Genomic DNA, 25,163 nt, shown 5'->3' with positions numbered 1-25,163 from the left:
TAACCCAATCCAAGGATAGGTCGATGCGTATACTGCTCCTAGAGAAAAGCCATGCGGCTTATACAGCCGTGCTACGAAAGACGGTTCCAGAGCTTGAGTTCGTAGCGGGTGACGAGCCGGCGGTAATGGCCGAGGCGGCCAGGGGCTGCCCAATCTGGTTTGGTCAGCCTGATCAGCTGGCCTATTTGCTGTCTAAAGGGATTACCCCGCGTTGGCTGCACTCTACCTGGGCCGGTATTCGCCCTTTGCTATGCGACAAGCTACCCTCGGATTATGTTCTCACTCGTGCCGTAGGTGTGTTTGGGCAACTGATGGCGGAATATGTGCTGACCCATCTGCTCGCCCATGAGCGCCAGGTGGCGAGTCGCATGTATGCACAGGCCGAACGGAGGTGGGATGCCAGAGTGCCGGGCTCGTTGGCGGGACGTAATATCCTGATCGTTGGCGCGGGTGATATTGGTCGTGATGTGGCCCATTATCTTCTTCCGTTCGGCGTCAGCGTACGGGGTATTGCCAGAGCACCTCGGGCTATTCCAGGCTTTGAGCAGGTGTTAGGGCTGAGTGAGCTTTCTGTGGAAGTAGGTGAAGCGGACTACATTATTAGTCTGCTGCCGGATACGCCAGCTACAGCCAACCTTTATACACAAGCGCTGTTTGCCCGGATGAAGCCTTCTGCAGTATTCATCAACGCTGGGCGTGGTACGGCCGTGGTTGATGCAGACCTGGTTGCTGCGCTTGAAGCAGGGCAGCTGGCTGGGGCTGTATTAGATGTCTTTCGAGAAGAGCCGCTTCCTTGTGATCATCCTTTCTGGACAGCGCCGCGTCTCACAATCACCAGTCATACGGCTGCTGTTGATGCGCTATATCCAACGGTCAGGCTTTTTCTGGGCAACCTGAAACGTTTCCAGCAAGGGGAACCGCTGCGTGGGCAGGTTGATTTTACAAAGGGATATTAGGAGCTCCAGCCGGTATGGGCCGGCTGGATACCGAGCCATTAACCTAGCGTGTAAGGACCTTCGACTGCCAGCTCTTCAACGGGGCGGCGGGGGCTTGGCTGTTCACGGGCTTGCAATTTCTCGGGTAGCGAGGACTTGTCGCCCAACTTGCCGATCGCAATAGCCATCTCGATCTTGAGGTCAGTAGGAACCTTCAGTTCCTGGCGAATCCGATCATATTCAATGCCGGCCATGCCATGGGTATGAAAGCCTAGCTTGCCTGCTTGTAACGCCATGAAGCCCCAGGCCGCTCCGGTATCAAAACTGTGTGTGCCCAGTGGTGTCTCTTCACTACCACCTGGGGGTACGAATGTAGTCTTGGACAATACGATTACCAGCGCAGCAGCATGTTGAGCCCAGCTGCGGTTGTATTCGCTGATCATCTGCTGGAACAGCTCCCAATGCGCCGAGCCGCGACGGGCATACAAAAAGCGCCAGGGCTGCGCATTGTAGGAAGACGGTGCCCAGCGGGCGGCCTCGAAAATACTCATCAGCTCGGTTTCTTCAATGGTGGCATCGCTGAAAGCGCGTGGAGACCAGCGTTGAACGAACTGTGGATCGACATCATACTGCGGAACACGGGTAGCGGCTGTCATGAGGCCTCCTAATAAAGGAACGGGGCGCCGCATTCAGGGTGAGCGCGGCGCGTCTAAATCCGCCGCTACGTTACCGCTGCGGTGTGCATTCCGACAAGCTGCATGAATGGTGCTTGGCCCTTAGGCGCATGAGGACTAGACTGCGCGCTTTTTCCAGACGACTCTGCTTATGGCCGCCAAGACCCAACCCTTTTGGAAACGCAAGACCCTCGACCAGCTCGATCAGGAAGAGTGGGAATCGCTCTGTGATGGCTGCGGTTTGTGCTGTTTGCAAAAGCTTGAGGATGAAGACGACGGCAGCGTTTATTACACACGCATCGCTTGCCAACTCCTTGATCTGACAACATGCCGCTGCACGCGCTACGCCGAGCGCAAGCAGTTCGTGGCGGATTGCGTCCAGCTGACCCCGGATCAGGCGGATCAGTTCAACTGGCTGCCGCCTACCTGCGGCTATCGACTCGTTTCTGAGGGAAAGGACCTATTGCCATGGCATCCGTTGGTTTGCGGTGACGAAAAGGCCGTACATGATGCAAGGATTTCTCAGTCCGGGCGTATGCTCAGTGAGACGCAAGTTCAGGAGGAAAATTGGGAAGACTATCTAATCTTTCGCGCGGGTTGATGGCAAAACGTTCCTGCAGAGGGGAAGCCTTGCGCAATAGGCGCAAGGCATGAGCGTCAAACGGCAGCCGGTGGACTCACCAGAGAATCATTGCCCGTCACTGTTGCGGTCTCGGTAGCACGACCTGCATTTTCGAGTAGTGCCTTAAGTTGTTCCAGGTGTCTGGATACCTGGGAGGCCGGATTGCGACCCATAAGTGTAGCCAGCGCATGGCCAGCTACACCGCCCGGTGGATCATAAGCAATCAAGGTTTCAACTTCGGTTCCGCCATTCGCAGCGTCACTGAAAGATACCCAGCCCATACTATTTAAATCTCCTCCGGCAACGGAACGCCAGCCGATGAGCTGGTTCGGTTCGTCCTCCGTGATGATCGAGTCCCATTGCAACGAGCCGGTAGGGCCTTGAATAACCCAGTGAGAGCGCTTGTCGTCCAGCACATCGATACGTTGGACGTTCCCCATGAAGGCAGGCAGATTATTGAAATCACGCCAGAAACGATAAATGTCTGCGCGCGGACAGTTGATTACTATGCAGCAGGATTCGGTTTTGGCATTTTTCCACTGATAATCGCGAATCAAACCACGTTCAAATTCGCTATGGCTTAAGGCTTGTTTAGCAGCACAGTGCCCTGTATAGCCACGATAAAGTGCCATGGCACCGAAAACGGCACTCACGACACCCCCGATTCCGCCGCGGCGAAATCCTTTGATTAACAACAGGCCACCTCCAGCCAGGGAGGCGACGCGTTCGAGTCCCCCTACATTCTGCATATGGTCAGATAGAGAGGTAAGACGTGTAAGACGGCGACCCGGCATGGCGAGCTCCTGAATGGCGGAGATTCAAGAAAGACCATCGCTATGCCCGGCCGTTCCCTCAAAGAACATTGATCCGGTTCGGTAGAGAAGCTGGCAGGCGCCAATAGGGCCTGCCAGCAGTCGTTACGCTGTAAGTCTTAATACTTTCAGTAGAAAGGCGTACTCCAACGCAATGTCGTGTAGCGCCTGGTAGCGGCCGCTCTTACCGCCATGACCGGCACCGAATTCAGTCTTGAGCAGCAGCAACTGATCATTGGTGCGTGTAGCCCTTAATTTGGCAACCCATTTGGCGGCTTCCCAGTACTGAACGCGTGTGTCGTGATAGCCCGCAACAGCCAGAAGGGCAGGGTATGCCTGGGCGGTTACGTTTTCATAAGGGGCATACGAGGCGATCCGGGCATAAACGTCTGCTTCGCCTGGGTTACCCCATTCATCGTACTCCGTCACTGTTAGTGGTAGATCTGGCTTGAGCATCGTGTTGAGCACATCCACGAACGGAACTTCCGCAATGGCTGCAGCGAATAAGTCGGGGCGCTGATTAAGGACCGCACCGATCAGCAGGCCGCCCGCACTGCCGCCACTGATGCACAGTTGATTTGGTGTGGTATGACCTTGAGTGATCAGATGCTCGGCGCAGGCGATGAAATCGTCGAAAGTGTTCTGCTTGTTTTCCAGCTTGCCGGCTTGATACCAGGCTTCGCCTAGCTCGCCGCCGCCACGTACATGGGCGATGGCAAAGGTGAAGCCACGGTCAAGCAAGCTCAGGCGCGCATGGGAAAACCAAGGGTCAAGGCTGTGGCCATAGGCACCATAACCATAGAGATACAATGGAGCTGGCTGACCTTCTCGATCCTTGCGCATGACCAGGCTGATCGGTATATGTGCGCCATCCTGGGCCGTAGCCCATAACCGTCGGCTAACATACTCGTCTGCATTAAAAGGCCCTTCGACTGGAACCTCCTTGAGTACGGTTTGTTCGCCTGTGACCAGATCCAGCTGGCGTACCTGTGCCGGACGATTCAAGGATTCGTAGCGTAGTCGCAGTACTGGGCTGTCAAATTCCAGAACATCAACCACGCCCAAGCTATAGACCTCATCTGGCAACTGAACGCGATAAGGCGTCTGGCCCTTTGGACGTACTTCGAGAACAGGCAGGCCAGCCTCACGCAAATTCAGCACATAACCATGGGCGTTGAGGTTAACTTCTTCAAGCATCCGCTCCGGATCATGCGGGACCAGCAGCTCCCAATGTTCCCGGCTAGGCTGGGTATCGGGTGCCTGATATAGCGCATAGTTGATACCGGCCTGGTTGCTGCGAATCATCCAGCCGTCGGCACCATGGTCTGGAAAATATTCATGTCCCTCCTGTCGCGGCGCAAGGCAGACAAACGCCTCATTGGGTTTATCGGCATCCATGACCCAGGCTTCGCTAGTGGTCTTGCTGTGAGACAGCAGTATTAGCTTGCGCTCCGAGCTGGAGCGGTAACAGCCAATGAAGAAGCGGCCATCGGTTTCGTGGAAGACCATTTGCGCCTCAGCATCTCCTAGTCGATAGCGATACAGCTTGTGAGGTCTGTGGGCTTCGTCACGCTCGCCAAAGAAGAGCGTCTGGCTGTCGCCTGCCCAAGTAATACTCCCGTCGCACTCTTCGAAAGGGAGAGCTGTAAGCTCACCGGAAGCAATATCCTTGATAAACAGGCGATACGTTTCATCACCCACTTGGTCGATGCTATAGGCCAGCTTGCTTTGATCCGGACTAATGGTGAAGCGGCCAATCGATAAAAAGCCGCCCTCTGCGAGGAGATTGGCATCCATCAATAACTCTTCACAAGACTCGTCGATCGTGAGCGAGCCGTCTTGCGGCCGTGGGCAACGATAGTGGCGAGCATACTCATCGCCAGCTTGGGTGCGGTTATAGTAGAGATAGTCCTTCCACGGTACGGGCAAGGACAGGTCAGTCTCTCGGATACGTCCTTTAATCTCCTGGAACAGCGTCTCGCGCAGTTCGGCTTCAGGGGCAAGCGCATCCTCCAAATAGGCATTTTCCGTCTTTAAGTAGGAAAGCACTTCCGGATCGTCCCGTTGCTCCAGCCAAGCATAGGGATCGGCACCGTGCAAGCGTCGAGCGAGAGGGGCTTGTGTCATCGGAGACTCCTTGAATATCGAAAGAACCAGTCAGGGGCGCCCATAGGGGCAAAAGTCGTTATCATAGGCACCCTTTTCATAGACCCGCCATGTATTGAAATGACTGAACACGACTATTTGATTGCCTGGGCCGTCTATGGTGTCTCTGCACTAGGCTGTCTGTGGGTGTGTTTCAAGGCGACCGGCTGGATGTGGCGCTGGTTACGTGAGCCCATCCGCCTGATCGTTGCCCTGCTGCTGTTCTCACCGACCATAGCCGATCCCGAACATGGGTTTTATGCGCCTTCCAGCGCGATCGTTGTGCTGGACCTGGTGTTTCATGTTGGTAACAGCGCTTGGCGTGCCGTGGCCGAGATGGCATTGTACGGCTGCATTGCCTTAATACTGTACCTTGTGTTCGTATTGGTTCGCTGGTTGATCCAACGCTCGCGTCGTAATCAGCCGCCAGTCGAGCAACAGGTTGCCTCGCCTCCTGTTTCATCTCCGTTGCCAGCCGGGGCGCTGCCAGAGCGGCGAGGGCGTGTCGAGCCGCGTCTATGATCATGGGTTGCGTCTGATCGTTCTTGCGTTCAGCATGGCGAGGCAGCGTTCCCCGCATTATCACCAGTCGTTCCTTTAAAGGGCGTCTGGTTAGAACAAGTCCGCCGAGTATGAGGCGGTCATCAGCTGTCAAAGCCTACTCGACGCCTGCCTTATCGAACCGAGGTCTGGATATGTGCGAACTGCTGGGTATGAGTGCCAATGTACCAACTGATATCACGTTCAGCCTGACGGGGCTGATGCAGCGCGGTGGACGCACCGGGCCGCACCGTGATGGTTGGGGGGTGGCCTTGTATGAAGGACGTGGTATCCATTTATTCAAGGATTCCATGCCAGGGGCCGATTCGGAAGTGGCCCGCATGATTCAAGGGTATCCGCTCAAGAGCTGCATAGTCATTGCACATATCCGTCATGCAAACGTCGGCTCGGTCAATTTGGCCAATACGCATCCATTCATACGCGAGATGGGCGGACGTTACTGGTGCTTTGCCCATAATGGTCAACTCAAAGACTTTGCGCCGGAACCTGGCCTGTTTCGGCCGGTAGGCGAGACCGATAGCGAGGCGGCGTTCTGCCATTTGCTTAACCAGGTCCGCTGTGAATTTCCCGAGTCGGTGGAGATTGAGGCGCTGTTGCCTACGCTAGTTAGCGTCTGCGATGGCTACCGTCAGTTTGGGGTGTTCAATACCTTGCTCAGTAATGGCGAATGGCTGTTTACCTTTTGTTCGAGCAAGCTTGCTCATATCACGCGTCGAGCCCCATTCGGCCCTGCTCATTTGAAGGATGCTGAGGTGACAGTGGATTTCAAGGCGGAGACGACGCCTGATGATGTCGTAACCATCATTGCCACCGAGCCTCTGACGGAAAACGAGACCTGGACCCTGTATGAGCCGGGAGAATGGAAGGTCTGGCGGGACGGGGAAATTATCATGCAGGGGCGAGTTTGACGTCCCTGGTTTATCGACACGCAAGGAGCTCCGATGCTGCGTAGTTATATCCGCCTGGTTCTGTTCGCATTAGGTCTCTTGATAGGCGTCCAGGTACCCGGCTTCATTACGGATTACGCCCAGCGTATCGAGGCTCATCGGCTGGAAGCACAGCAGGCCTTGGAGGGGTTCCGCAAGACGGCTACACAATTTTTTGGCGGTGACCTCGACCGGCTCGTGGCTCACTATCGGGCCAGTGACGATCCTGTTTTCCAAAACGATGCGGACAGTATTGGCGTCCTAATGCGGCGCGACCAGATGCTGGAACGTCAATGGCAGGCCATGCAGGGGCCGTGGTACGAGCGGATCTGGCATGTTATAGCCGAGGCTAATCCCGTTATTCTCCAGGAAACCTGGGCGGGTTACCGCTACCAAGTCGTTTTGACTCCAGAGTCCATTGGCTGGGGGTTGGCGTGCGCCTTTCTCTTATCTTGGATCATCGAATCAATTGCGCTAGCACTAGCCATTCTGATTCTGCCGCGGCGTAAATCTCGGCGACTGGTTTGATTTATGGCTTTGCGGCGATACGCCATACCGTATCGCTGGCATCGTCAGGCACTATCAGTGCACCATCGAGCATTACTACCACGGTAACCGGATGGCCATGCACGCGTGCCGAGGCCCCGTTAGCGATAAAGCCGGTCAATAAGTCTTCTAGCCAACTTCAGGGTATTTTGCTGTGCCGTATTGAATAGTTTATAGGGATAAAAAATTTCGTTTTTTTCAGTGAGTTAGATATAAAAACGCTTGACGCCTTTGTTCGATTCAGTAAAATGCGCACCCACAGCAGGCACGTAGCTCAGCTGGTTAGAGCACCACCTTGACATGGTGGGGGTCGTTGGTTCGAGTCCAATCGTGCCTACCAAACATTCCCGCACTGCTGGCGGGAGAGAAAAGCCGATCCGAAAGGGTCGGCTTTTTTATTGCCTGAAAATAGCTATTCTGTTTCGTCATGATTTTATTCTAGAGCTTGTGCCGGGTTCATGTTTGCTCAGGTATTCATGAATTTAGTTACTTGCTTTAGGCGTGGCGGCAAAGCTCCAATGAGAAGTTCTCAAAGAGACCGCTAAAGCCAGGAAGCTATGCATGATTTGGAATAGGGCTATTCCTTTAGAACTTGGAAAGTTTATCCCGTTTCTTTCTTCGCTTCGTCTCTTTGTCAAAAGCTCATGGCAATCCAAAGAAAGTATTCATGTTTAGCCAAGCGCAAGCTTTGGATGAACTGTTGAGACATTTTCAATGTTCAGCATGTACAGGTTTCTTGTGGCCTGTATGTTCAGTCGAGCATAGGCGTACAGGGCGCATTTGAGTTATATGATGTTTTCAGCAGCCATAGGAAAGCCCCACGGCGTTGAATTATTGCGTTGGAAAGAGCAATAAAGGTAGTAAATTGCATAGTATCCAAATGCTCTACCGATGGCTGGCATTGAAAGGTAATTAGTTGGCTTTCAATACTTAGAGACGGGTTGATTAGGCATGTTGCGTTGATCCAGGCTGGATAAGAGTCCTGCTGTAGTATTTACTGCGTACCTTGTAAGCACTTAATCAAACGGCTCCTCGACAAGACTGAGGGGGGACATCATGCGTTTGATCGTATGTGGTGGCCGCCATTTCAATGACCAAGAGTTCGTGTTCGCTGCGCTAAATGCCGTGATGACTAGAAAGGGTATTGAAATGATCATTCACGGCGGATCGACCCCGGTTGATCGATGGGCCGAGGCGTGGGCTCATGAACATGGCATTAAAGCTATTGCCGTGCCTGCCAAGCTTCATTTATTTGGCCCGCGCGCCTTTCCCTTGCGCGTCACTTCAATGTTAAGACTTCATCCCGATGGAGTAGTAGCGTTTCCTGGAAGCGAGGGTACTGAAAGTCTCGTTCAGCAAGCCCAGGCAGCAGGAGTCAAAGTCTGGCGACCACGCAAACAGGCGTTCGCAGAGGTTTCTCATTAATCTTGCGTTACTGATGGATAGCCTATTTCTTTGTGTGGCTGTCTTGATTAACAGCTCGGCCGCATAGACCAACAGTAACTACGCCACGTGTTTGACGGGCAGCCGCTAAAGGCATCCAGCCAAAAAGATGGATGTAAGCAATAAAGTTTATGGTCAATATAGATAAAAGAGGTACTTATATAAGCACCTCTTTTATCCTGAAGGAAAATTTTTAAAACGGAATGTCCTGATCGAAGTCTTCGTAACTAGGAGCTGGTTGCTGAGCTGGCGTACGCTGTGAATTATTAGACCGTGAAGGACGCGGCTGGGATTGGTAGGCCTGCTCACCTGCACCTGTTTCGTTACGCCCGCCAAGAAGTTGCAATGTGCCGCCCATATCTACCACAACCTCTGTGGTATAGCGGTCCTGACCTTCCTTATCCTGCCATTTGCGTGTACGTAAACTACCTTCGACATAAAGTTGTGAGCCTTTGCGTACATACTCTCCTGCAATTTCAGCCAGCTTGCCAAAGAAGACAACGCGATGCCACTCGGTGCGCTCCTGCTGTTGGCCGGTTTGCTTATCTTTCCAGGACTCGCTGGTAGCCAGCGTAACGGTGGTGACAGCATTGCCGTTAGGCATGTGCCGTGTTTCAGGATCGCCACCGACGTTGCCGACGAGAATGACCTTGTTGACGCCACGTGATGCCATGATAAGAACTCTCTGAGTATTTGCACTGTATAAGTATACAGTATTTTCTTGCGGAAGTCAGGTTTGTATTTTGAAATCGGTGTCTCAACTACAGCGTGCCGAAGAGAAATCTTCTCGGCAAAAGTTAGTCTTGCAGTCCTGGCGGTCTTCTATCGTTCAAGGGGGGGGGAGCTGTGTCGCTTGAGGGTGCTCTAGAGGCGGCGTGAGCATGCAGTAGGAATGATAGGCTCATAAGGTGTCACGACTTTTCCCGTCATCTCGTAGAATGCCCCTTTTGATGAGGCGGGAGACAGGGGAGCATGCAGCAGAATGTACTGGCCCAGCTGTGGGATAAGCTTTATTGGGTAATGTTATGGGCTGTCAGCTATATGCCGGTCACACTGGCTATTCTAGGTGTAATGCTAATTGTCGGAATCAAACATAAGGATAGTAATGGTGGTCGAATTCTTCTTTTGTTATTCGGCCTTGTGGTAATTCTGTTGGCAATTACCGTCGAGACACTATCCAGGCCTTTGCCAGGCCAGGGTTAACCTTTCGCCTTTATGCTCTCTTGCAGGACTTAAGGTCCACATTGCCAACAAAGCGGTTACCGTGTCCCATGATGCACGCTAGCCGCTGATTCCGCTGGCGCTCCCAGCGTTCGGCAGGATACTGCTTGTTCCATGCAGAATAGAGATGGCTATCCTGCTTCGATAGACGCAGGCCGTATCGCTCGCTCATATAAAGGTAGGTGCGGGCAACCATGCCTCGGATTTCAGGACGGGGCATGGCTTTGCGAGCCTTGAAGTCTACGACCATCTGGCAGGCACCATACTGATTGGGTTTCTGAGGTAGCCACCCAAAGCCGAAGTTACTTCTATCACCGTTGACTTCTCCTACCACGGGAATCAAGTTAAACAGGTCTGCCTCAGCCATTTGGTATACATCGTCGGTCGACGTGCAATTCTTTCTTCCGCCTTGCTGCCAGCATTGACGCTGATGGCCTATCACCCAGGCGGGTACGATATGCTCCCATTCAATACGTGAAGCCCGGTTGGCATTTTTCCGTGGTACATATCCGCAACTCTTTAAATCAACAGTCTTGCCCGAATAATGACAGCCGCAATAAAAATCTACTTGCTGCTGTTTGTAGACTTTGGCTGCAACAGCCTTAGCTTCACGAAAAGTACGTGGAGCCTCAGCATGAGCGTATGAGGCAAGCAGAAACAGCGGAAAGAGAAATACTAGACGGAACATCGGTTAGGCTCTAATGCAAACTCAGCGCGGATGGTAGCGAGCCATTACCCGATGTTCGAAAGGTTCACCTTAGATATGAGAACTTTATCACTGTATGCATAGACAGTTCTCAATAGTGGCTGTAAACAGCGGTCATGGATAACACGTGTTAGGAAGGTATGGTTCTATTTTTCAAGCACCAGCTTCAAGGATGGTTATTGGGGTGACGCCGAGTTGTTTTTTGCCAATGACAGATCATTTCAAGCGTGAGGCGCTCTTCCCAAGTGCATAGCTCTATTCCTGCCGCCAGTAATTTCTGTCGTGCAGCAGTTAAAAGGTGATGAAGGGAAGAAGGGTTACAGTAAATAGCTGTTCGGATCCGTCCTGATTCATATCTAACGATCCCTTTAGTATCTACGGCTTTAAAGGCGAAGGTGCCGCGAGTGTCTCTGTTCGTGAATCGACATTCGAGAGGAGCAAGCGCGGCTTGAATCTTGGTGCGAGCGGCATCGTAACGTGAGGGTTGCATGATGTCAGTATGATCATTAATTAGGTGGCACACTGACATTAAACTGACGCAAGAGTTCTATGGTGACAGTAGGCTTTTCAATCTATTGGTACAGAACGAATTATTGACAGGTAAAACCGCTGTGCCCCAGTGGAAACAGCTGTAATACAAAGCTTAGCATTTTACTTGCGACGATCACGAATGATGCAAATAATCATCGCTACAGTGCCAACTACCATTGTGGCGATTCCAAAACCCAACTGAATTTTAGCTTTGCTACCGGTGCAGATTTCTTCAATAGCACCATGTCCCGGGCATCCGCCGGTCGTAAACCAGTAGGCGTTACCTAATAAGAGCATGCCGAAGGCGCATGACAGGAAGGCAGTAAGCAAAAGAAACAGTACGGTTCGCACTATCAGACCCTCAAGTGACTAAATGCTATAGGATACCTGACAACGGTGCACATATGAGGTGCCGTGAGTAATCTCGTTGTTTCATCATGCAAGGGCCCCGAACCATCTATTAGACAGGAAGCCTAATAGATAGCTTATAACCCAGGCAGCGAGGTAAGCAGCATGACTGATATGGAAGATATCAATCCAGACGCTATTGATACCGACCCGGAAATTCAGCCTGATCCCGATGAAGCGCCCGTGCAGGAAAAGCCAAAGGATAGTTCCGACAAGGAGAGTCTTTCCTCCGGTAGTGTCTGAGTTTCACCTTAAAAGGCGGGCCGTTATATACGCTCGGCCCGGCTTTTTCGAACACGATATGGTTATGTGCCGGTGCGCACAAGTATAGGCTACAGCGCACTAAGCAACTCAATAGAGTAATGGCAGTAGTATCTCAGTAGCTCGGTCTGACCGTGAAGCTTGTAACTTATTACAATATGGTACGCTTGAAAAATTAGCGGTAGTGCCATGCTACATTAAGCAGATTCATCTTTTGTGCACGTAAGCGGCGTTTATTCAGTTCATCACAATAAGGTGGGAACTCAATGTCTATGTTTTCGGCTCCGTGTTGCTGAAGGACATATAGCAAGGCTGTACTTTCATCAATATCAGTAGGAGCATTGGGAATGGCCAGCTCTTGCTTCTCGCCAGCTGCTTCGTAAGTGATAACCAGATTGCCTGTGTCGTTCATAATCGAAGTCCTTGTTTCAAGTGTATACGCGAAGCTTTAGCTTGGACGCTTGGCTTAAGTATTCATTCCTTGCTAGATAAGGAAGTGTGAACGCTTTCTTCTGCTATCCGACAATCTATAGAGTAGGCCGTCACAAATTAACGGGTGAATGATTGTTTTGGCGCTTGTAGCAAAAGAAACTCACTGAGTAATCACTAGGAGCTTCAGATTGGTACATCATTGCAGATGGCTGATTCAAGGGATTCTATTCATTCTTTTGCTGGCCTCAATGTTTGGCTTTCGCATGACGTGGCGTCATTTTCTAGGGCACCGAATCGCAACGCGACTGGGTATAGACAGGGCTGAGCTCAATGTGTTGGGTGTTATCGCCTTGCTGATTATGGTTTTTTTCCTGCTGCGCTGGACGACACATTACGGCGGGCTGTGAAGCTTTTTGTATACACGTCGGATAAGTCGATAAGCAGTTGTTATAGGGCCAGGTATCTTTATGGCTTTGTAACCGAGTTTTCCTATTTGTCCGTAAACCCTTGTTTTACCCCAGTCATCCTACGTATCTTGAGGTTTTAACTAGACAACAAGGCGTTAGGATGTTCTGGAAAATAGCTTCGGTAACACTTCTGATCTCTTCGTTCATGCTGGCTGGGTGCAGTACTTCTGAACCTGAGTCATCAGGATCGTCTGCCCGCTCAGCTACTGGCTCAACCTTGGGGAGTGGTTGTAATTCTGATGCAGCGCAGTATGTGGTAGGCAAAACTGCTACCCCTGAGTTGTTCAAGCAGGTTCAAGAGCGTGCTGGAGCTAGAGTGGCGCGCCTGATTCGTCCCGATGATGCCATTACTATGGATTTCAACTCCGAGCGGCTGACCATTACAACAAACGATTCTCTTGTAATTCAAAGCGCTCGATGCGGATGATCTTCTCTGGCGGGCTCCTCAATTAGTCTGCCGAGTCTCTCGATAGGCAATAGGCTTCGCTCTGAATTTTCCCTGAGTTCGGGAACCCTATGTGACCTTTATGGAGTCTATGAGTCAGGCAGCGCCGTCTGACCAGTCAAAAGGGAGGGAATGTATGAGTTTACGTATCTTTGGCGATCATCGGGCCTGGGCTAGTGCTATTGAGAGCGAGCATAGCATTGAGGCCTTTATTGCTGTGCAAGGGCAGGGTAAGCAGGATGAAGTCCTGCACCGTGTGGCTCAGGATCGGACGTTCAGGCATCTGCTCGAAGCAGAGCAGGCTGCTGATGAGATCCTGCAGCGGATAACCGGCATCACCCAGGATGGCCAGTTGCTCTTCTAATTTGGTCTTCTGAGCCAAGGCCAATAAGCCGCCCATAAAAAAGCCCCATCAAGATGGGGCTTTTTTCAAGAAGGAGATCTTAAACGATCTCAACTTCCTGAGCTTCCATACCTTTCTGACCTTTAGCGGCGATGAAAGATACAGTCTGACCTTCTTTCAGGCTCTTGAAGCCGTTAGCTTTGATCTGACGGAAGTGAACGAATAGATCAGCACCGCCGGAAGCGGGAGTGATGAAACCAAAACCTTTTTCATCATTGAACCACTTAACAGTACCGTTTTCGCGATTTGCCATGGTGTTTTTACCTTTAAAAAATTTAAGTTCCGGTTAAGGGAAGTCTTGACCGAGACTGAGCACTGAGAGTAACGGAGTCGTAACGATGTTGGATCTGTATCTAAACACCATGTTGCGATTCACAGTAATGCACGGGCACAGCAGGATCATATTACGACCATATATGATCATTTGAAAAGACCAAAAGTTCAGTAAACGCATCTGCCCATGAATTCAGTTGTCCGGTCATCGGGTATAGACAAGCGATTGATGCCTTTTACGCCGCTGAAAAAGCCTCGTTTTGTCGCGATATTTTGCTTTTTATTGCCTCGGGTTGTAGAGACGTGTAGTCAAGATAATCAGATGAAATAAAACGATGCGGAGCAGGATAAAAGGCAGAAAAGGACGTGCTGGATGGGGGGCAGCGGAGCCGCCTGAGCGACTCCGCTATTTCTGGCTTACTGCTTAGGTAGGGCGAAGGCTACGACATAATCGCCTTGGCGTGTACCCAGAGAGCCATGGCCGCCAGCATAGACGAGCACATATTGGCGTCCATCCTTGCCGGTGTAGGTCATGGGCGTTGTCTGGCCGCCTGCGGGCAAGCGACCCTCCCAGAGTTGTTCGCCATTGCGAACGTCATAAGCGCGCAGGTATTGATCCAGCGTGCCGCTTAAGAAGGCTAGGCCGCTGGCCGTCATGATGGGGCCACCTAGCGCTGGAACGCCCATGGGCAAGGGTAACGGTACGGGAGCGCTATCGCGTACAGTGCCGTTCTTGTGCTTCCAGATCACTTTATTGGTGGTCATGTCGATTGCGGCAACATAGCCCCATGGCGGCGACTGACAGGGCAAGCCCATTGGCGAAAGCAGAGCGCCCATGATGACGCCGTAAGGGGCACCCTTGTTAGGTTGTACGCCTTCGGTCTCGCTCTTCCGGGCCGGACCGCCTTCGACTTCTTCACGCGGCACCAATTTGGATGTGAACGCCATGTAGCTAGGTGTGGCAAACATGATCTGTCGGATTGGGTCGACGGCAATGCCACCCCAATCGAACACACCGAAATTACCTGGATATACGATCGAGCCTTGCAGTGACGGCGGAGTATAAATGCCTTCGTAGCGGTGTGCCTTGAAGGTAATACGGCACAGCATCTGATCAAGTGGCGTAACGCCCCACATGTCCGCCTCGGTGAGAACCGGTGGCATCATGTTCAGCTCGGACATCGGCTGGGTAGGAGACGTATGGTCGCCTTCCACGGCGCCTTGCGGTACAGGTGTTTCCTTGATCGGTACAATGGGCTGGCCGTTGGTACGATCCAGCACATATAGGCTGCCTTGCTTGGTGGAAGCAATCAGGCCAGGCTTGATGCCGTCAGCCGTCTTGATATCCATCAACGTTGGCTGGCCGCCAACATCCATATCCCACAAGTCATGATGAGTAAACTGGTAGTCCCAGCGAACCTTGCCAGTATTGATGTCCAAAGCGGTCACGCCTGCGCTGTAACGCTCGGACTCTGGGGTGCGGTGGCCGCCAAACTGGTCAGGGGTCTGATTGCCCATGGGTAGATAGATCAAGCCCAGCTTTTCATCTACCGACATGACTGACCACATGTTGGGTGAATTGCGGGTATAGATCTGACCTTCCGGAAGGGGTTCGGTGGCATCGGGGTTGCCGCTGTCCCAGTTCCAGACCAAATGACCATCGTGAACATCATAGGCGCGGATAACGCCGGAAGGTTCATCGATAGAGGCGTTATCTGTTACGTGGCCGCCAATGATGACGAGGTCTCGTGTGACAGATGGAGGAGAGGTCGAGTAATAGCCGCCTGGTGTGAAGCTGCCAATACCGGTAGTAAGGTCGATAGAACCGCCATTACCAAAGTCCTGGCACATCTCGCCAGTATCAGCATTCAGGGCGATCAGACGCGTGTCAGCTGTCGGCAGGAACAGGCGACGGGGGCAGGAGTTGCTGGCAGAAGCTGGCGCTGCAGCAGTTTCTGCTGGACTGGCCTGGGCTTCGGTCTGGGCGTAGGCCGCATCGTCATGATAACTCACGCCTCGACAGGTCATGTGAGCCCATCCCTTGAAGCTGTCTGCATTCTGAGTGCTCAGCTTGGGGTCGAAACGCCAGATTTCCTTGCCGGTGTCTGGATCCAGGGCGATGACCTGACTGTGTGGCGTACACACATACAGCATACCGTTGACCTTGAGCGGCGTATTTTCCGCTGTCGTCTCCTGAGGATCGTTCGGGCCAGGAATGTCACCGGTTCGGTAAGTCCAGGCTACTTCCAGCTGCTTGACGTTGTCAGGCGTAATTTGAGTCAGCGGAGAGTATTTATCACCAAAGGCGGTACGCCCGTAGGACTGCCAATCTCCGTCCGGCATCGCTGGGGCTGCATTGAGCGTACCGGCACTGGCGCGCTCAAGGTGACCTTCAATGGTATGCGGGTTGGTGAACTGGCTGGCTACAGCTACAGCACCGGCAATGACGACAGCTCCGGCTAGAGGTGCAGTACCAATGGAGTTAGCGCCGGCTTTACGAGCGATAGGGCGACGTACCCACGGCAGCAACAGCACAATACCCACTACAAACCACAGGGCCAGGCGGGGCACCAGTTGCCACCAGTCTAGGCCTACTTCATAAATCGACCAAATTGTAGAGGCCAGCAGAACAAGCGCAAATAGCCAAAGTGCCGCCTTGTTAGCCAGGATTAGCAAGAGACCAGTTAGCAGAACACCTGCTCCGGCCAGTGCGTAATAGAAGGACCCACCCAAGGTTATCAGTTTGATGCCGCCAACGAGCATGGCGAGACCAATCAACGCAAGGGCGATACCGACTAATGTAGAAAAGAGGCGCGCTTTTGCAAACGGCCCAGTCGTTTCGTTCATGTAGGCAATACCAACTTGTTAAAAGGATTCCATCGGACTTGACTCTTTCGAGAGTCCGAGAGTTGCAAGCTTTTGAGGGGATTTTTGGCGTTCTTATACCGGTATTTTAATCCAGCTTTCGTTGTTAAGCTCGCTAATAATCGACAACAGTGTTTTGTCATGACATCTGTAGCAAGACGCTTGTGTCATGTTTATCCCCAAAGCTTTTTCTTTAAAGCTATCTAGTCTGAAGGTGTCAGGGTAGAAACACGCCGCATCATTCTGTTGAGCTGAGCGTGGAGAAGCGGCCCTGTCGTGTGGTCTGAAGGCGGTAAGAATGAGGTTCTCCATCATCCCTTCCTTATAGAAGCGAGTCTTGCTGTGACGTCCGTTATCATGAACAAACTGAGTTTTGTCTGGAAAACGTTCTCCTATGTTGGCTGGTCTCTGTTCGGGTTGTTTATCTGGGACGTAGTCGTCACGGTAGATTTCATGCTGTTTGTCGATCCTCGGATGAGCCTGCCCACGATGCCTCTCACTTTGTTGGGGTCGGCTCTGGTTGTATTGACTAGCTTCAGGAACAGCAGCGCCTATAACCGATGGTGGGAAGCACGCACGTTATGGGGCGGCATGGTGAACAGTTCACGCAGCTTTGGCCGTCAGGTGCTGACTTTGATTGATGATCCGGGTGACATGAGTAACCCCATTAAGGCGGAGCTCCTACAGCGGCATGTGGCTTATGTGAAGGCCTTGGCCATGCATCTCAAAGGCAAGGGGTTCAGTCAGGAGGTTGCCAGTCTGATACCGCCAGAAGAGTTCGCCTTGAGAAACGAAACCAATAATTTTCCCAACGATATTCTTAGCGGTTCCGCCAACTTGATAGCCGCAGAGTACAAGGCAGGGCGCCTTGATAGCATTCGGTTAGCGCGCCTGGAATCGACGATGGTGGACTTGTCGAATTGGCAGGGAGGGATGGAGCGGATCGCCAATACACCGCTGCCTTACCCTTACGTGTATTTTCCTCGATTGTTTGTAACGCTTTTCTGCCTCATCGTTCCCGTTGGTTTAGTTGAAGCATTAGGCTGGTTTACACCACTAGCTTCGACCGTGGTGGGTTTTATGCTGCTGGCAATTGAAAAGATTGGCAGTGATCTACAAAGTCCTTTTGCCGAAAGTCAGCACCAGATCCAGATGACTACGATCTGCGCAACGATCGAAAAAAATCTGACCTCCATGCTGCGTGATGCGCCAAGGCCTAGTCGTTAATGGAGCTTGGCCTTCGCTAGTTCCTTTTCAGCCCCGTTTCGCTGTAGAGCGAGGCTTCTGGCGCTCAGGCAGGTGTAACAGATACAGCTGTACCAGATTAGCCATAGCATGCCCGCATGGACAAACAGGCGCAGCAGCAGGATTGTTTCAGTGAGAGCAGGGAAAAGCCCTGCATGCTGCCAGACGTAAAAATGCATAGGCATCATAATCAGCGATGCGGCAAATAATAAGATGCCTACAGATCGGCGTAGCTCCTTGAACAAGAGACCGATGGCGCCAATCATTTCGAAGATGCCGCCAAAGCAGACCAGCGCAAACCGGTAAGGAATCTCGATTGGGACGAGTTTCACAAAGTAGCCAGCTGCAAACAGATGCGCCGCACCACCGATTAGAAACCATAGGACAACCAACGTAACCGCTATTTTTTGATAACGCATAATATGAGACCTGGTTATCAATTTATTGTAGGGTTGTGACAGATTTATTTAGGGTTTTCTCTGTAAGAGCCACTTGGAAAAGATGAAAAGTTTTTCGCCGGAATGTGTATTGAACTGATTCCTTCGAATAGCTCTCTACTTTGAAGCAGCCTCGATTGGCCGGATCTTTTGATGATGTTAAGTACACGTCGACCGGCTGGTGAACTATGACTTTCTTTGAGTGGAGATGAACATGGAACTACCTGTCAAAGACCTTACGACCCTGTTCGATCAACTTGGCCTGGACTCTGACGAGGCAAGTATCGAAGCGTTCATCGCGCAACATTACCCGCTACCGGACGACATGAAAATATCCGAGGCGCCATTTTGGTCAGCGGGACAGGCAGCCTTTCTTAAGGAAGAGATTATGAAGGATGCAGAATGGGAGCCCATCGTTGATGAGCTGAATGTTCGTCTACATGAAAACAAGAGTCCGGCTTCAACGTGATATGACGGCTCTAGCTACAAAAAGGCGGCAAGCTGGAGTGTGCCGCCTTTTTGTTGTTCTGCCTGATAGTGCTCGGCACTCAAAAGGGCTGGCCTGAAAAAGACATCACGCAGACTGCCAATCCCGTTGAGCTTCTTCCCGTGTTCTCATCAGCGTTAGCGTACTACCTTCAATCTTTTCGACCCATTCCACCGGAATAACATGGTATTGCCCTTGAGCATCCGGATCGTCCTGGGCCAGTTTGATACGGTCGGGCCTTACGATATCGTGCACCTTGCCAACATGGCCACCATCAGAGCCAAGCACGTCGGCTTGTACGGGAATTTTGGCGATATCAACCATTATTGCTCTCCTGCTCGTGGATAAATCTAGGATCACTAAGGGCGATTCCTATTTTGTGATTACCGCGGGCGAAAGAACGTTCTGGAAGGAACGACAAAAGGTGTCTTTGTCTGCCAGGCCGTAAGGGCTATCGAACCTCCAGGCTGCCTTTAGGCTCTTATGAGCATTAAGTCCGCTCCGGTCATGGGGTGGCTAATTGCTATCAATTACGGGAGAGCGGTAATGATCGAGCTATACGGCATGGGTAGCCCGAATGTCTTAAAGATTGTTTTGATGCTCGAAGAGCTCGAACTGCCTTACCGCTTCAAACATGTACACGTCTGGCGGGGCGAGCAGTTCTCCGAGGCGTTTCAGATGCTGAATCCCAACAGCAAGGTGCCGGTGTTAATCGATCCCGACGGGCCGGGCGGTGAGCCCTATTCAGTTTTCGAGTCAGGCGCCATTCTGATTTACTTGGCTGAGAAAACGGGAAAACTACTGCCTGCTCAGTCTACGGAGCGATACGATATTTTGCAGTGGCTGATGATTCAATTGACAGGAATAGGGCCCATGTTCGGGCAGCATGTGCATTTCTCGAAATTCGAACCGGATGTATCGGACTATGCCCGTTCGCGCTATACCTCTGAAGCGATCCGCCTGATTGAATTGGTCGAGGCACGTCTGTCGACCAAGGCGTATCTTGGCGGCGCTCAGTATTCTATTGCCGATGTGGCGACGTATCCCTGGATGGCTATTCTGGAGTTTCTAGGGCTTGCTAGTGAGCGTTATACCCATCTGGCCCGCTGGTTGGGTGAAATCGCTCAACGGCCAGCAGCGCAACGACTAGTTGAAATGACCAAGCAGATCCAGGCGGAGGGAGCCGCTTCCCGCGCCCAGGCGACTCCAGACGATTACGACCGTATTTTTGGCCGAGGCCGTTACGCACGTAAGCCTTGAGCATTGGATGCTGGTTAAGCATCTACCAGTTCTTTCAAAAAACAGGTCAGGGCATGTCCCGGATCGTCATGCTCAGAAGACAGCATGCGAATACCCCATTGGCTCAGGACTTCCTCTTGCACTGGATTAGGCATATGGGAGAACACGTAGGAGATCGGACGTACACCTGACGGTTCGTACCGGCTCCACATTTTTGAGAGCCGGTAGAAGAGCAGTCGAATATTGGTATCTGACAGGCTATAGCCGATAAAAAGCACGGCTTTACTGAGCGTGTCGGCTCTGAGCTTGATGTCTAGCGGGGTCTCGAATTGCAGACGTTCGTAGTAGCTCGTTTCTGCAAGAACAATAGATGAGTCATCATCAAAGTCGCCATGGAACTTGATGATCTGGCGAATTCCCTCCTGGGCCTTGACCAAGTCGCTCGCGTTGGCAATCTTCAGGTAAGGCTTGCCATAGGTGTCATGAGCGATTTCCAGCCAGCGGTCGTAATTAGTGGTGTAGATGGAAGAAAACTTGCCATGGACGATGAGGCGATGGATTTCTGAAGCTCGGATATCCACATTTTTGTGCCATTCCCGGTCCATCCAGCTCCTGAGCGCGCCTATATTGCCTTTCTTGAGCCGGTAATATTCGGCCAGGGCTAGAAAGTTACCGTAGGTATGGAACACGTCGGGGTCGTAATCGAGCTGAAGGGCGATTTCATCAATCAGCTGTTTCCACGGCGGCAAGCCTAAATTGGCTGAGACTCCTGCACCGACGAACAAGATCAAGCTACCGCTCCGGTAGGCTTCCTTAAGTGTTTCCACAATCAGTGCTCCTGCAGGAAATTAGCGAAGGCCTCGAGTGCTTTGCACCGCATGGAGTATTTGAGTCTCTCAGTACCCAGCTCTGCCAGGGTCTTGTCCACGCCTGCTGGCATGAATACGCAGTCCCATTCCAGATTAGGATCGCCGGCCGGTTGTTCAGTAATTCGGCCTGAAGTCTCACCTTCAAAAAAGTATTTTTTACGGCCATCGCAATAGCCGATCAGTGTTTTGGCCACAGCGGATGGATCGTCCAGATTGCCAATGATTGTGGTAAAGCGCTCAGCCTGGAGCTTGTCCCAGAACAACTGAGTCAGACCTGCCGGAAAATCGTTAAGACTCTTGATATACAGGCCAGTGTGCTCAACAAAAACCGGTTTGCCGATGAGTTGAAAGGCCTTGAGCAGTTTGTCGCTGACCAGCCGTTGGACATCTTCCGTTTGAAGCTCTTCGAGCTTGACTTCGTAGGTAGTAATCTCGATATGCCTGTGTGACAGAAAGGTGCGTACTTCCTCCACCTTACGGGTATTGCTTGAAACAAATCTGATTTTCATGACGGACCTGCAGCGCTGTACGACTGATCCTTTCGCTTTTTCCGTTTGGGTACGCGGGGCGCTAGCTGTTAGAGCGGCAGGGTGGGGACAGGTTCGAGCAGTGACGGATTTTGAGGGAAACACGCGCAGAGACGTGGTATGTCTGGCGTGACTAAACTGTTTACAAGGCAAGCAGTCGTAGCATATCCAGTGCGTTGGGCACCGCTGCTCCGCTGGCAGTGTTATCGAAAATGCACCAAGCCGGGATACTGCGCTCGCGACAAGCACGCAGTGCGTGGGCGACTGGCTTGAGCTGGTCGAGAGAATAGGTGGAGTGATAGAGGTCTGGCGAGCCATGTAGGCGATAATAGACAATCCCCGGCCAGCCACTGGGTTGATCGCCGCCAGGCAGGGGAGAAGGATCGGCAGCTACCTGGCCGATCTGATAATCATGCAGCAACATTTGCGCGGTATCGCTGAGCCAAGTGGAGTGCCGAGGCTCAAGAACAACGCCACCGGAGTAAAGGTCGCGCACGTCTTCATAAAAGGCGCGTGCCGTCTCGGCCTCGAACACTAGAGAGGGCGGTAATTGGATAAGAGGACAACCCAACGTATTGCTAAGGTGCGAGCATTCGGCCAGAAAAGTAGCAAGCTGTTCCCGGCTGTATTTGAGGCGCTGCTCATGGGTAATCTGCCTAGGCATTTTGACCGAGAAGCGAAACTCCGAAGGAACGCTGCTGGCCCATTTGGCATAAGTGGCAGGGCGGTGCGGTCGGTAGAATGATGAATTGATTTCTACTGCTGGTAGGCCTGCACTATAACGCTCAAGGTGTGTGCCCTCAGATGGAAAGAGAGCCCATACGGTGCGTGGCAGACTCCAGCCGGCGCAACCTAGAGAGATAGCGGTTGTGTCTGCCACGTACGGGCTTAGGCCTGAAATAACACACTCAGCCTTCAGAGATGGGCCTCGATGAACGTTTTCCAGTCAGGAGTAGCCCGGTTCGTGTTCAGGTACAACTCCCGTTCATCTTTGTCCAGGCGCGACCAATACGGCGTCCAATACTGGCTCCACCAGAAGGCTGTCTCGCCTTGCAGGGCAGCCAGGCCCTTCACATCTAGAGCTGGGAACGCCTGCCAGGGCGCAGGCGGAGCGATACGGCATTGGTCGAGTTCGATCAGAAGCTCCATTGAGTCCGTAACCAGATTAAAGAGCGTGCCGTTGCATTCGGTCTGCATACGGAGCATAAGCTTTTCACCTTTAGCATTGCTGTAGGACGTTATTTCCGGGGTGCTAGAGGTAGGTGTGAAACCAAGTTTCATGAGCGTTGCGCCCAAAGTCATCTTGTCTTGGTTACAGCTCATGATCTGCATCTGATAAGCACGGATGCCAAGCGGTTCAAGGCTTTCAGCGCCAGGGTAATCGGCTGTGAGTGGCGGATGATCAAACAGGGGGAACTCAGTCCCCAGCTGTTCAAGCTGACGGTCAATGTCGTCGAATGTCCGCTTAGAGACCAGACGCTTGAGCATAAGCAGAAAACCGGTTCCGTTAAGCAGAGAGTGCGATGTCATGGTGGCCTCCTGGCGCGTCTGGGACATACGGTCTTGAGACCCGGCGCTTTGCATTTTGCTTCAACGCGTCAGCAGAAAAATTCCTTGTGCAGAAAGAATGCGATCCATGGCAAGTGTAGCGGCGAAGCGTGGCTGTTCTGGCAGTGTAAGTGGCCGATGTGGCCATTCCATGAACGCAGCGCCGGATATTCGTAACGAAACGCTGCAAGCTGATGAGAAATTACGTGAGGTGTTTCGATCTATGTCCCAGCGCCAGCAGGGATTTACTCTGCTGGTACCGTTTGAGACGGTCGTGCAGTGCCCTGGGCAAAAGCGGATTTGGTTTAAAACCTAGCTTTTCGTAGAAGTCTTTCATGCTTGGCTCGCAAAATAGCCAGACAGAGCCAGGATGGGAGGCGAGCGCCGCATGAACCAGCTGCCGCGCGATACCCTGCCCGCGCCGGTGCGGTGCAACGAAGAGGCCTGTCAACCACAAGCCCTCCTCAAACGGAGTCAGATTCAGGCCTGCCACGATCTCAGGCTGCCTGGCTACCCAGCGCTGTATGCCAATACCCGTTGCGGCACGCATATGGCTACGGTGACTGCGGTAGAACTTGTCGAGCAACAAACGGTGTTCAGGTGGCAGTTGCGAAAAAGACAATGGTGGTTGGGGAGGCTGTAGAGACATTAGCAGTAAAGCATTGGGTAATAGATAGATAAAAAAGTGTACCGGCAAAGATCTTTTCAGGAGGCTTTCGGTGGGTTAAATCCCATGATGTGAGAGCATACGCTATCAACTCGTTTCTACGCTTGCAGGTCCCTAATCCAGGCACTAGAACCCTTAGGTAATTCGCCGCGATAGGGACCGCCCATGTACCCGCATATCAAACACGTCGAGAGTGATCATACGCTTCCAGCGTCTGCTGACGTGGTGGTTATTGGTGGCGGGATCGTAGGTACGTGCACAGCCTATTTTCTTGCTGAGCGCGGCGTCGATGTCGTACTCCTGGACAAGAGCGGTATCGCCCATGAGCAATCCTCCCGGAATTGGGGCTGGTGCCGAACAATGGGGCGCGATCTGGCCGAAATTCCCTTGGCTATCGAAAGCCTGAAACTATGGGACGCCTGGTCACGCAAGCTTGAGCACGATACAGGGTTTATGCGCTCAGGGATTCTCTACGCCTGCGAAACTAAGGCTGAAATCACCGAACGGGCCGAGTGGCTGAGGCAAGCTGGTCCGCTCGGGGCAACGGCCCGGCTGATCGACCGCAACGAGATGACACGATATCTCGGTAATACACCGCCTGTCTCATGGAGGAAGGGCTTACTAGCCGAGACCGATGGCCGCGCAGAGCCGGACATCGCTACGGCTGCTATTGCCGAAGGAGCGCGGGCGCGGGGAGCAAAGCTGTTCAGTCGCTGTTCGGTGCGGGCGCTGGGCACCCAGTCGGGAATGGTGACATCGGTGCTGACCGAGCGGGGTGAGATTCGTTGTCAGCATGTGGTAGTAGCGGCAGGGGCCTGGTCGAGTCTGTTCTGTCGCAACCTGGGTATCCGTTTCCCTCAGCTCAAGGTCATGGGCTCCGTCATGCGGACGGCCCCGCTTGACGGCGGGCCGAAGGGCGCCGTCGCAACAAGCAAGGTGTCGTTTCGAAAGCGGGCCGATGGCGGCTATACCGTGGCTATGCGCAATACCAACATAGCGCCTCTGGTGCCGGACAGTTTTCGTTACTTCAATGATTTTCTGCCCATGATAAGAAATCATCACCAGGAGTACCGGCTACGCGTGAACAGGCATACTTGGCAGGAGTTACGGACGCCCACGCGATGGTCAAACACGGCTATTACACCGTTTGAGACACAGCGGTTGTACGACCCCAAGCCCGTCGATACATTTCTTGATCAGGCCTTGATTATCCTGGCGGAGAGCTTTCCAGTTTTTGCTGATGCGAAAATAGAGCAGCGCTGGGCCGGTCTGATCGACGTCACGCCGGATATCGTACCCGTAATCGACCGGGTCGAGACGTTGCCCGGTTTGTATCTGGCGAGTGGCTTTTCCGGACATGGTTTCGGAATAGGCCCTGGTGCCGGTCATCTGATGGCCGATATCGTGACCGGCAGTAGGCCATTGGTTGATCCTTCCCTGTTCCGTTTCGAGCGGTTTGCCTGATGCG

General features: G+C 52.5%; 32 protein-coding genes and 1 tRNA gene. 16 read left to right on the top strand and 17 right to left on the bottom strand.

What is annotated here, in order from left to right; genetic code table 11:
- Positions 1-23: 23 nt before the first annotated feature.
- Entirely contained in the window at positions 24-956 is a 933-nt protein-coding gene (locus tag IQ22_RS11475; RefSeq protein WP_145141869.1) for a D-2-hydroxyacid dehydrogenase, read from the top strand.
- A 38-nt stretch (positions 957-994) separates the two neighbouring features.
- On the opposite strand, the gene IQ22_RS11470 is transcribed toward IQ22_RS11475, so the two are convergent.
- Positions 995-1,591 carry a nitroreductase family protein gene (locus tag IQ22_RS11470; RefSeq protein ID WP_145141867.1) on the bottom strand — a complete coding sequence of 199 codons (597 nt, stop codon included), beginning with the start codon at positions 1,589-1,591 and terminating at the stop codon, positions 995-997.
- A gap of 169 nt (positions 1,592-1,760) precedes the next feature.
- On the opposite strand from IQ22_RS11470, the gene IQ22_RS11465 reads away from it, so the two are divergent.
- The gene (locus IQ22_RS11465) at positions 1,761-2,210 is read left to right on the top strand and encodes a YcgN family cysteine cluster protein (RefSeq protein WP_145141865.1); all 450 of its coding nucleotides are present in this window, start codon (positions 1,761-1,763) and stop codon (positions 2,208-2,210) included.
- A 56-nt stretch (positions 2,211-2,266) separates the two neighbouring features.
- On the opposite strand, the gene IQ22_RS11460 is transcribed toward IQ22_RS11465, so the two are convergent.
- Complete coding sequence (locus IQ22_RS11460; protein WP_145141863.1) at positions 2,267-3,025, bottom strand: SRPBCC family protein; 759 nt, start codon at positions 3,023-3,025, stop codon at positions 2,267-2,269.
- 123 nt (positions 3,026-3,148) lie between these two features.
- Complete coding sequence (locus tag IQ22_RS11455) at positions 3,149-5,170, bottom strand: S9 family peptidase (RefSeq protein ID WP_145141861.1); 2,022 nt, start codon at positions 5,168-5,170, stop codon at positions 3,149-3,151.
- Between the two features lie 99 nt (positions 5,171-5,269).
- Between IQ22_RS11455 and IQ22_RS11450 the strand changes: the two genes are divergently transcribed.
- From IQ22_RS11450 to IQ22_RS11440, 3 genes are all read left to right on the top strand, one after another.
- A complete protein-coding gene (locus IQ22_RS11450) occupies positions 5,270-5,710 on the top strand; it encodes an MFS transporter (RefSeq protein WP_208733633.1) in 441 nt (146 codons plus the stop codon).
- Between the two features lie 173 nt (positions 5,711-5,883).
- On the top strand, positions 5,884-6,657 hold the full coding sequence (locus tag IQ22_RS11445) for a class II glutamine amidotransferase (protein WP_145141859.1): 774 nt from the start codon (positions 5,884-5,886) through the stop codon (positions 6,655-6,657).
- A gap of 33 nt (positions 6,658-6,690) precedes the next feature.
- A complete protein-coding gene (locus tag IQ22_RS11440) occupies positions 6,691-7,203 on the top strand; it encodes a DUF2937 family protein (protein WP_145141857.1) in 513 nt (170 codons plus the stop codon).
- A gap of 1 nt (position 7,204) precedes the next feature.
- Here IQ22_RS11440 and IQ22_RS11435 read toward each other — a convergent pair whose 3' ends face one another.
- Positions 7,205-7,342 carry a hypothetical protein gene (locus IQ22_RS11435; RefSeq protein ID WP_208733632.1) on the bottom strand — a complete coding sequence of 46 codons (138 nt, stop codon included), beginning with the start codon at positions 7,340-7,342 and terminating at the stop codon, positions 7,205-7,207.
- 142 nt (positions 7,343-7,484) lie between these two features.
- Here IQ22_RS11435 and IQ22_RS11430 point away from each other — a divergent pair.
- Positions 7,485-7,561 (top strand) — tRNA-Val (locus IQ22_RS11430).
- Between the two features lie 716 nt (positions 7,562-8,277).
- Positions 8,278-8,646 carry a DUF2493 domain-containing protein gene (locus IQ22_RS11425; RefSeq protein WP_145141855.1) on the top strand — a complete coding sequence of 123 codons (369 nt, stop codon included), beginning with the start codon at positions 8,278-8,280 and terminating at the stop codon, positions 8,644-8,646.
- Between the two features lie 211 nt (positions 8,647-8,857).
- Here IQ22_RS11425 and ssb read toward each other — a convergent pair whose 3' ends face one another.
- Entirely contained in the window at positions 8,858-9,337 is a 480-nt protein-coding gene (gene ssb, locus IQ22_RS11420) for a single-stranded DNA-binding protein (RefSeq protein WP_145141853.1), read from the bottom strand.
- A gap of 299 nt (positions 9,338-9,636) precedes the next feature.
- Here ssb and IQ22_RS11415 point away from each other — a divergent pair, with 299 nt between their 5' ends.
- Positions 9,637-9,867: a hypothetical protein gene (locus tag IQ22_RS11415; protein WP_145141851.1), complete on the top strand. Its 231-nt coding sequence runs from the start codon at positions 9,637-9,639 to the stop codon at positions 9,865-9,867.
- Positions 9,868-9,877: 10 nt separating this feature from the next.
- On the opposite strand, the gene IQ22_RS11410 is transcribed toward IQ22_RS11415, so the two are convergent.
- The gene (locus IQ22_RS11410; RefSeq protein WP_145141849.1) at positions 9,878-10,573 is read right to left on the bottom strand and encodes an endonuclease; all 696 of its coding nucleotides are present in this window, start codon (positions 10,571-10,573) and stop codon (positions 9,878-9,880) included.
- 669 nt (positions 10,574-11,242) lie between these two features.
- Entirely contained in the window at positions 11,243-11,473 is a 231-nt protein-coding gene (locus IQ22_RS11405) for a hypothetical protein (protein WP_145141847.1), read from the bottom strand.
- A gap of 162 nt (positions 11,474-11,635) precedes the next feature.
- On the opposite strand from IQ22_RS11405, the gene IQ22_RS23340 reads away from it, so the two are divergent.
- Positions 11,636-11,773, top strand: coding sequence for a hypothetical protein (locus IQ22_RS23340; protein WP_167654169.1), 138 nt, complete (start codon positions 11,636-11,638; stop codon positions 11,771-11,773).
- A 193-nt stretch (positions 11,774-11,966) separates the two neighbouring features.
- Here IQ22_RS23340 and IQ22_RS11400 read toward each other — a convergent pair whose 3' ends face one another.
- The gene (locus IQ22_RS11400) at positions 11,967-12,203 is read right to left on the bottom strand and encodes a hypothetical protein (protein ID WP_145141845.1); all 237 of its coding nucleotides are present in this window, start codon (positions 12,201-12,203) and stop codon (positions 11,967-11,969) included.
- Positions 12,204-12,486: 283 nt separating this feature from the next.
- On the opposite strand from IQ22_RS11400, the gene IQ22_RS23170 reads away from it, so the two are divergent.
- The 3 genes from IQ22_RS23170 to IQ22_RS11390 all read left to right on the top strand — a co-directional run bounded on the left by IQ22_RS23170 (position 12,487) and on the right by IQ22_RS11390 (position 13,499).
- On the top strand, positions 12,487-12,630 hold the full coding sequence (locus IQ22_RS23170; protein WP_158635428.1) for a hypothetical protein: 144 nt from the start codon (positions 12,487-12,489) through the stop codon (positions 12,628-12,630).
- A gap of 160 nt (positions 12,631-12,790) precedes the next feature.
- A complete protein-coding gene (locus IQ22_RS11395) occupies positions 12,791-13,117 on the top strand; it encodes an I78 family peptidase inhibitor (protein WP_145141843.1) in 327 nt (108 codons plus the stop codon).
- 154 nt (positions 13,118-13,271) lie between these two features.
- On the top strand, positions 13,272-13,499 hold the full coding sequence (locus IQ22_RS11390) for a hypothetical protein (protein WP_145141841.1): 228 nt from the start codon (positions 13,272-13,274) through the stop codon (positions 13,497-13,499).
- A 79-nt stretch (positions 13,500-13,578) separates the two neighbouring features.
- On the opposite strand, the gene IQ22_RS11385 is transcribed toward IQ22_RS11390, so the two are convergent.
- Positions 13,579-13,791 carry a cold-shock protein gene (locus IQ22_RS11385; RefSeq protein ID WP_145141839.1) on the bottom strand — a complete coding sequence of 71 codons (213 nt, stop codon included), beginning with the start codon at positions 13,789-13,791 and terminating at the stop codon, positions 13,579-13,581.
- A gap of 437 nt (positions 13,792-14,228) precedes the next feature.
- The gene (locus IQ22_RS11380) at positions 14,229-16,658 is read right to left on the bottom strand and encodes a glucose/quinate/shikimate family membrane-bound PQQ-dependent dehydrogenase (protein WP_145141837.1); all 2,430 of its coding nucleotides are present in this window, start codon (positions 16,656-16,658) and stop codon (positions 14,229-14,231) included.
- Between the two features lie 375 nt (positions 16,659-17,033).
- Between IQ22_RS11380 and IQ22_RS11375 the strand changes: the two genes are divergently transcribed.
- The gene (locus IQ22_RS11375; RefSeq protein WP_145141835.1) at positions 17,034-17,903 is read left to right on the top strand and encodes a bestrophin family protein; all 870 of its coding nucleotides are present in this window, start codon (positions 17,034-17,036) and stop codon (positions 17,901-17,903) included.
- On the opposite strand, the gene IQ22_RS11370 is transcribed toward IQ22_RS11375, so the two are convergent.
- Positions 17,900-18,340: a hypothetical protein gene (locus IQ22_RS11370; protein ID WP_145141833.1), complete on the bottom strand. Its 441-nt coding sequence runs from the start codon at positions 18,338-18,340 to the stop codon at positions 17,900-17,902. The two genes, IQ22_RS11375 and IQ22_RS11370, sit on opposite strands and share 4 nt — an antisense overlap.
- A gap of 232 nt (positions 18,341-18,572) precedes the next feature.
- Between IQ22_RS11370 and IQ22_RS11365 the strand changes: the two genes are divergently transcribed.
- A complete protein-coding gene (locus IQ22_RS11365; protein WP_145141831.1) occupies positions 18,573-18,827 on the top strand; it encodes a DUF2789 domain-containing protein in 255 nt (84 codons plus the stop codon).
- Positions 18,828-18,932: 105 nt separating this feature from the next.
- On the opposite strand, the gene IQ22_RS11360 is transcribed toward IQ22_RS11365, so the two are convergent.
- Positions 18,933-19,169 (bottom strand): DUF2171 domain-containing protein, encoded by a 237-nt coding sequence (locus IQ22_RS11360; RefSeq protein ID WP_145141830.1) that lies wholly within the window; start codon positions 19,167-19,169, stop codon positions 18,933-18,935.
- A gap of 159 nt (positions 19,170-19,328) precedes the next feature.
- On the opposite strand from IQ22_RS11360, the gene IQ22_RS11355 reads away from it, so the two are divergent.
- On the top strand, positions 19,329-20,105 hold the full coding sequence (locus IQ22_RS11355) for a glutathione S-transferase family protein (RefSeq protein ID WP_244309098.1): 777 nt from the start codon (positions 19,329-19,331) through the stop codon (positions 20,103-20,105).
- A 14-nt stretch (positions 20,106-20,119) separates the two neighbouring features.
- Here IQ22_RS11355 and IQ22_RS11350 read toward each other — a convergent pair whose 3' ends face one another.
- The 5 genes from IQ22_RS11350 to IQ22_RS11330 all read right to left on the bottom strand — a co-directional run bounded on the left by IQ22_RS11350 (position 20,120) and on the right by IQ22_RS11330 (position 23,677).
- On the bottom strand, positions 20,120-20,911 hold the full coding sequence (locus tag IQ22_RS11350) for an SIR2 family protein (protein WP_145141829.1): 792 nt from the start codon (positions 20,909-20,911) through the stop codon (positions 20,120-20,122).
- A 2-nt stretch (positions 20,912-20,913) separates the two neighbouring features.
- Positions 20,914-21,462 carry a non-canonical purine NTP pyrophosphatase gene (locus tag IQ22_RS11345; protein WP_145141827.1) on the bottom strand — a complete coding sequence of 183 codons (549 nt, stop codon included), beginning with the start codon at positions 21,460-21,462 and terminating at the stop codon, positions 20,914-20,916.
- A 160-nt stretch (positions 21,463-21,622) separates the two neighbouring features.
- Positions 21,623-22,360: a DUF72 domain-containing protein gene (locus IQ22_RS11340; protein ID WP_145141825.1), complete on the bottom strand. Its 738-nt coding sequence runs from the start codon at positions 22,358-22,360 to the stop codon at positions 21,623-21,625.
- A gap of 35 nt (positions 22,361-22,395) precedes the next feature.
- Positions 22,396-23,010: a hypothetical protein gene (locus tag IQ22_RS23420; protein WP_208733631.1), complete on the bottom strand. Its 615-nt coding sequence runs from the start codon at positions 23,008-23,010 to the stop codon at positions 22,396-22,398.
- Positions 23,011-23,230: 220 nt separating this feature from the next.
- Positions 23,231-23,677: a GNAT family N-acetyltransferase gene (locus tag IQ22_RS11330; protein WP_145141823.1), complete on the bottom strand. Its 447-nt coding sequence runs from the start codon at positions 23,675-23,677 to the stop codon at positions 23,231-23,233.
- 183 nt (positions 23,678-23,860) lie between these two features.
- Between IQ22_RS11330 and IQ22_RS11325 the strand changes: the two genes are divergently transcribed.
- Positions 23,861-25,159, top strand: a complete 1,299-nt coding sequence (locus IQ22_RS11325) for an NAD(P)/FAD-dependent oxidoreductase (RefSeq protein ID WP_145141821.1) — start codon at positions 23,861-23,863, stop codon at positions 25,157-25,159.
- Positions 25,160-25,163 lie beyond the last annotated feature (4 nt).

The organism is Pseudomonas duriflava (assembly GCF_007830155.1).
GTDB classification, from domain to species: Bacteria; Pseudomonadota; Gammaproteobacteria; order Pseudomonadales; family Pseudomonadaceae; genus Chryseomonas; species Chryseomonas duriflava.
This window is presented reverse-complemented; position numbering and strand designations above follow the sequence as displayed.

Bases quoted from the DNA above. Each gene is read 5' to 3' on its own strand.
- IQ22_RS11460 (WP_145141863.1), bottom strand. From the start codon at position 3,025: ATGCCGGGTCGCCGTCTTACACGTCTTACCTCTCTATCTGACCATATG.
- IQ22_RS11370 (WP_145141833.1), bottom strand. From the start codon at position 18,340: ATGCGTTATCAAAAAATAGCGGTTACGTTGGTTGTCCTATGGTTTCTA.
- IQ22_RS11380 (WP_145141837.1), bottom strand. From the start codon at position 16,658: ATGAACGAAACGACTGGGCCGTTTGCAAAAGCGCGCCTCTTTTCTACA.
- IQ22_RS11400 (WP_145141845.1), bottom strand. From the start codon at position 12,203: ATGAACGACACAGGCAATCTGGTTATCACTTACGAAGCAGCTGGCGAG.
- IQ22_RS11330 (WP_145141823.1), bottom strand. From the start codon at position 23,677: ATGTCTCTACAGCCTCCCCAACCACCATTGTCTTTTTCGCAACTGCCA.
- IQ22_RS11470 (WP_145141867.1), bottom strand. From the start codon at position 1,591: ATGACAGCCGCTACCCGTGTTCCGCAGTATGATGTCGATCCACAGTTC.
- IQ22_RS11465 (WP_145141865.1), top strand. From the start codon at position 1,761: ATGGCCGCCAAGACCCAACCCTTTTGGAAACGCAAGACCCTCGACCAG.
- IQ22_RS11345 (WP_145141827.1), bottom strand. From the start codon at position 21,462: ATGAAAATCAGATTTGTTTCAAGCAATACCCGTAAGGTGGAGGAAGTA.
- IQ22_RS11415 (WP_145141851.1), top strand. From the start codon at position 9,637: ATGCAGCAGAATGTACTGGCCCAGCTGTGGGATAAGCTTTATTGGGTA.
- IQ22_RS11440 (WP_145141857.1), top strand. From the start codon at position 6,691: ATGCTGCGTAGTTATATCCGCCTGGTTCTGTTCGCATTAGGTCTCTTG.
- IQ22_RS11410 (WP_145141849.1), bottom strand. From the start codon at position 10,573: ATGTTCCGTCTAGTATTTCTCTTTCCGCTGTTTCTGCTTGCCTCATAC.
- IQ22_RS11425 (WP_145141855.1), top strand. From the start codon at position 8,278: ATGCGTTTGATCGTATGTGGTGGCCGCCATTTCAATGACCAAGAGTTC.
- IQ22_RS11390 (WP_145141841.1), top strand. From the start codon at position 13,272: ATGAGTTTACGTATCTTTGGCGATCATCGGGCCTGGGCTAGTGCTATT.
- ssb (WP_145141853.1), bottom strand. From the start codon at position 9,337: ATGGCATCACGTGGCGTCAACAAGGTCATTCTCGTCGGCAACGTCGGT.
- IQ22_RS23170 (WP_158635428.1), top strand. From the start codon at position 12,487: ATGACGTGGCGTCATTTTCTAGGGCACCGAATCGCAACGCGACTGGGT.
- IQ22_RS11360 (WP_145141830.1), bottom strand. From the start codon at position 19,169: ATGGTTGATATCGCCAAAATTCCCGTACAAGCCGACGTGCTTGGCTCT.
- IQ22_RS11475 (WP_145141869.1), top strand. From the start codon at position 24: ATGCGTATACTGCTCCTAGAGAAAAGCCATGCGGCTTATACAGCCGTG.
- IQ22_RS11455 (WP_145141861.1), bottom strand. From the start codon at position 5,170: ATGACACAAGCCCCTCTCGCTCGACGCTTGCACGGTGCCGATCCCTAT.
- IQ22_RS11450 (WP_208733633.1), top strand. From the start codon at position 5,270: ATGACTGAACACGACTATTTGATTGCCTGGGCCGTCTATGGTGTCTCT.
- IQ22_RS11445 (WP_145141859.1), top strand. From the start codon at position 5,884: ATGTGCGAACTGCTGGGTATGAGTGCCAATGTACCAACTGATATCACG.
- IQ22_RS23340 (WP_167654169.1), top strand. From the start codon at position 11,636: ATGACTGATATGGAAGATATCAATCCAGACGCTATTGATACCGACCCG.
- IQ22_RS11325 (WP_145141821.1), top strand. From the start codon at position 23,861: ATGTACCCGCATATCAAACACGTCGAGAGTGATCATACGCTTCCAGCG.
- IQ22_RS11375 (WP_145141835.1), top strand. From the start codon at position 17,034: ATGAACAAACTGAGTTTTGTCTGGAAAACGTTCTCCTATGTTGGCTGG.
- IQ22_RS23420 (WP_208733631.1), bottom strand. From the start codon at position 23,010: ATGACATCGCACTCTCTGCTTAACGGAACCGGTTTTCTGCTTATGCTC.
- IQ22_RS11365 (WP_145141831.1), top strand. From the start codon at position 18,573: ATGGAACTACCTGTCAAAGACCTTACGACCCTGTTCGATCAACTTGGC.
- IQ22_RS11385 (WP_145141839.1), bottom strand. From the start codon at position 13,791: ATGGCAAATCGCGAAAACGGTACTGTTAAGTGGTTCAATGATGAAAAA.
- IQ22_RS11355 (WP_244309098.1), top strand. From the start codon at position 19,329: ATGAGCATTAAGTCCGCTCCGGTCATGGGGTGGCTAATTGCTATCAAT.
- IQ22_RS11395 (WP_145141843.1), top strand. From the start codon at position 12,791: ATGTTCTGGAAAATAGCTTCGGTAACACTTCTGATCTCTTCGTTCATG.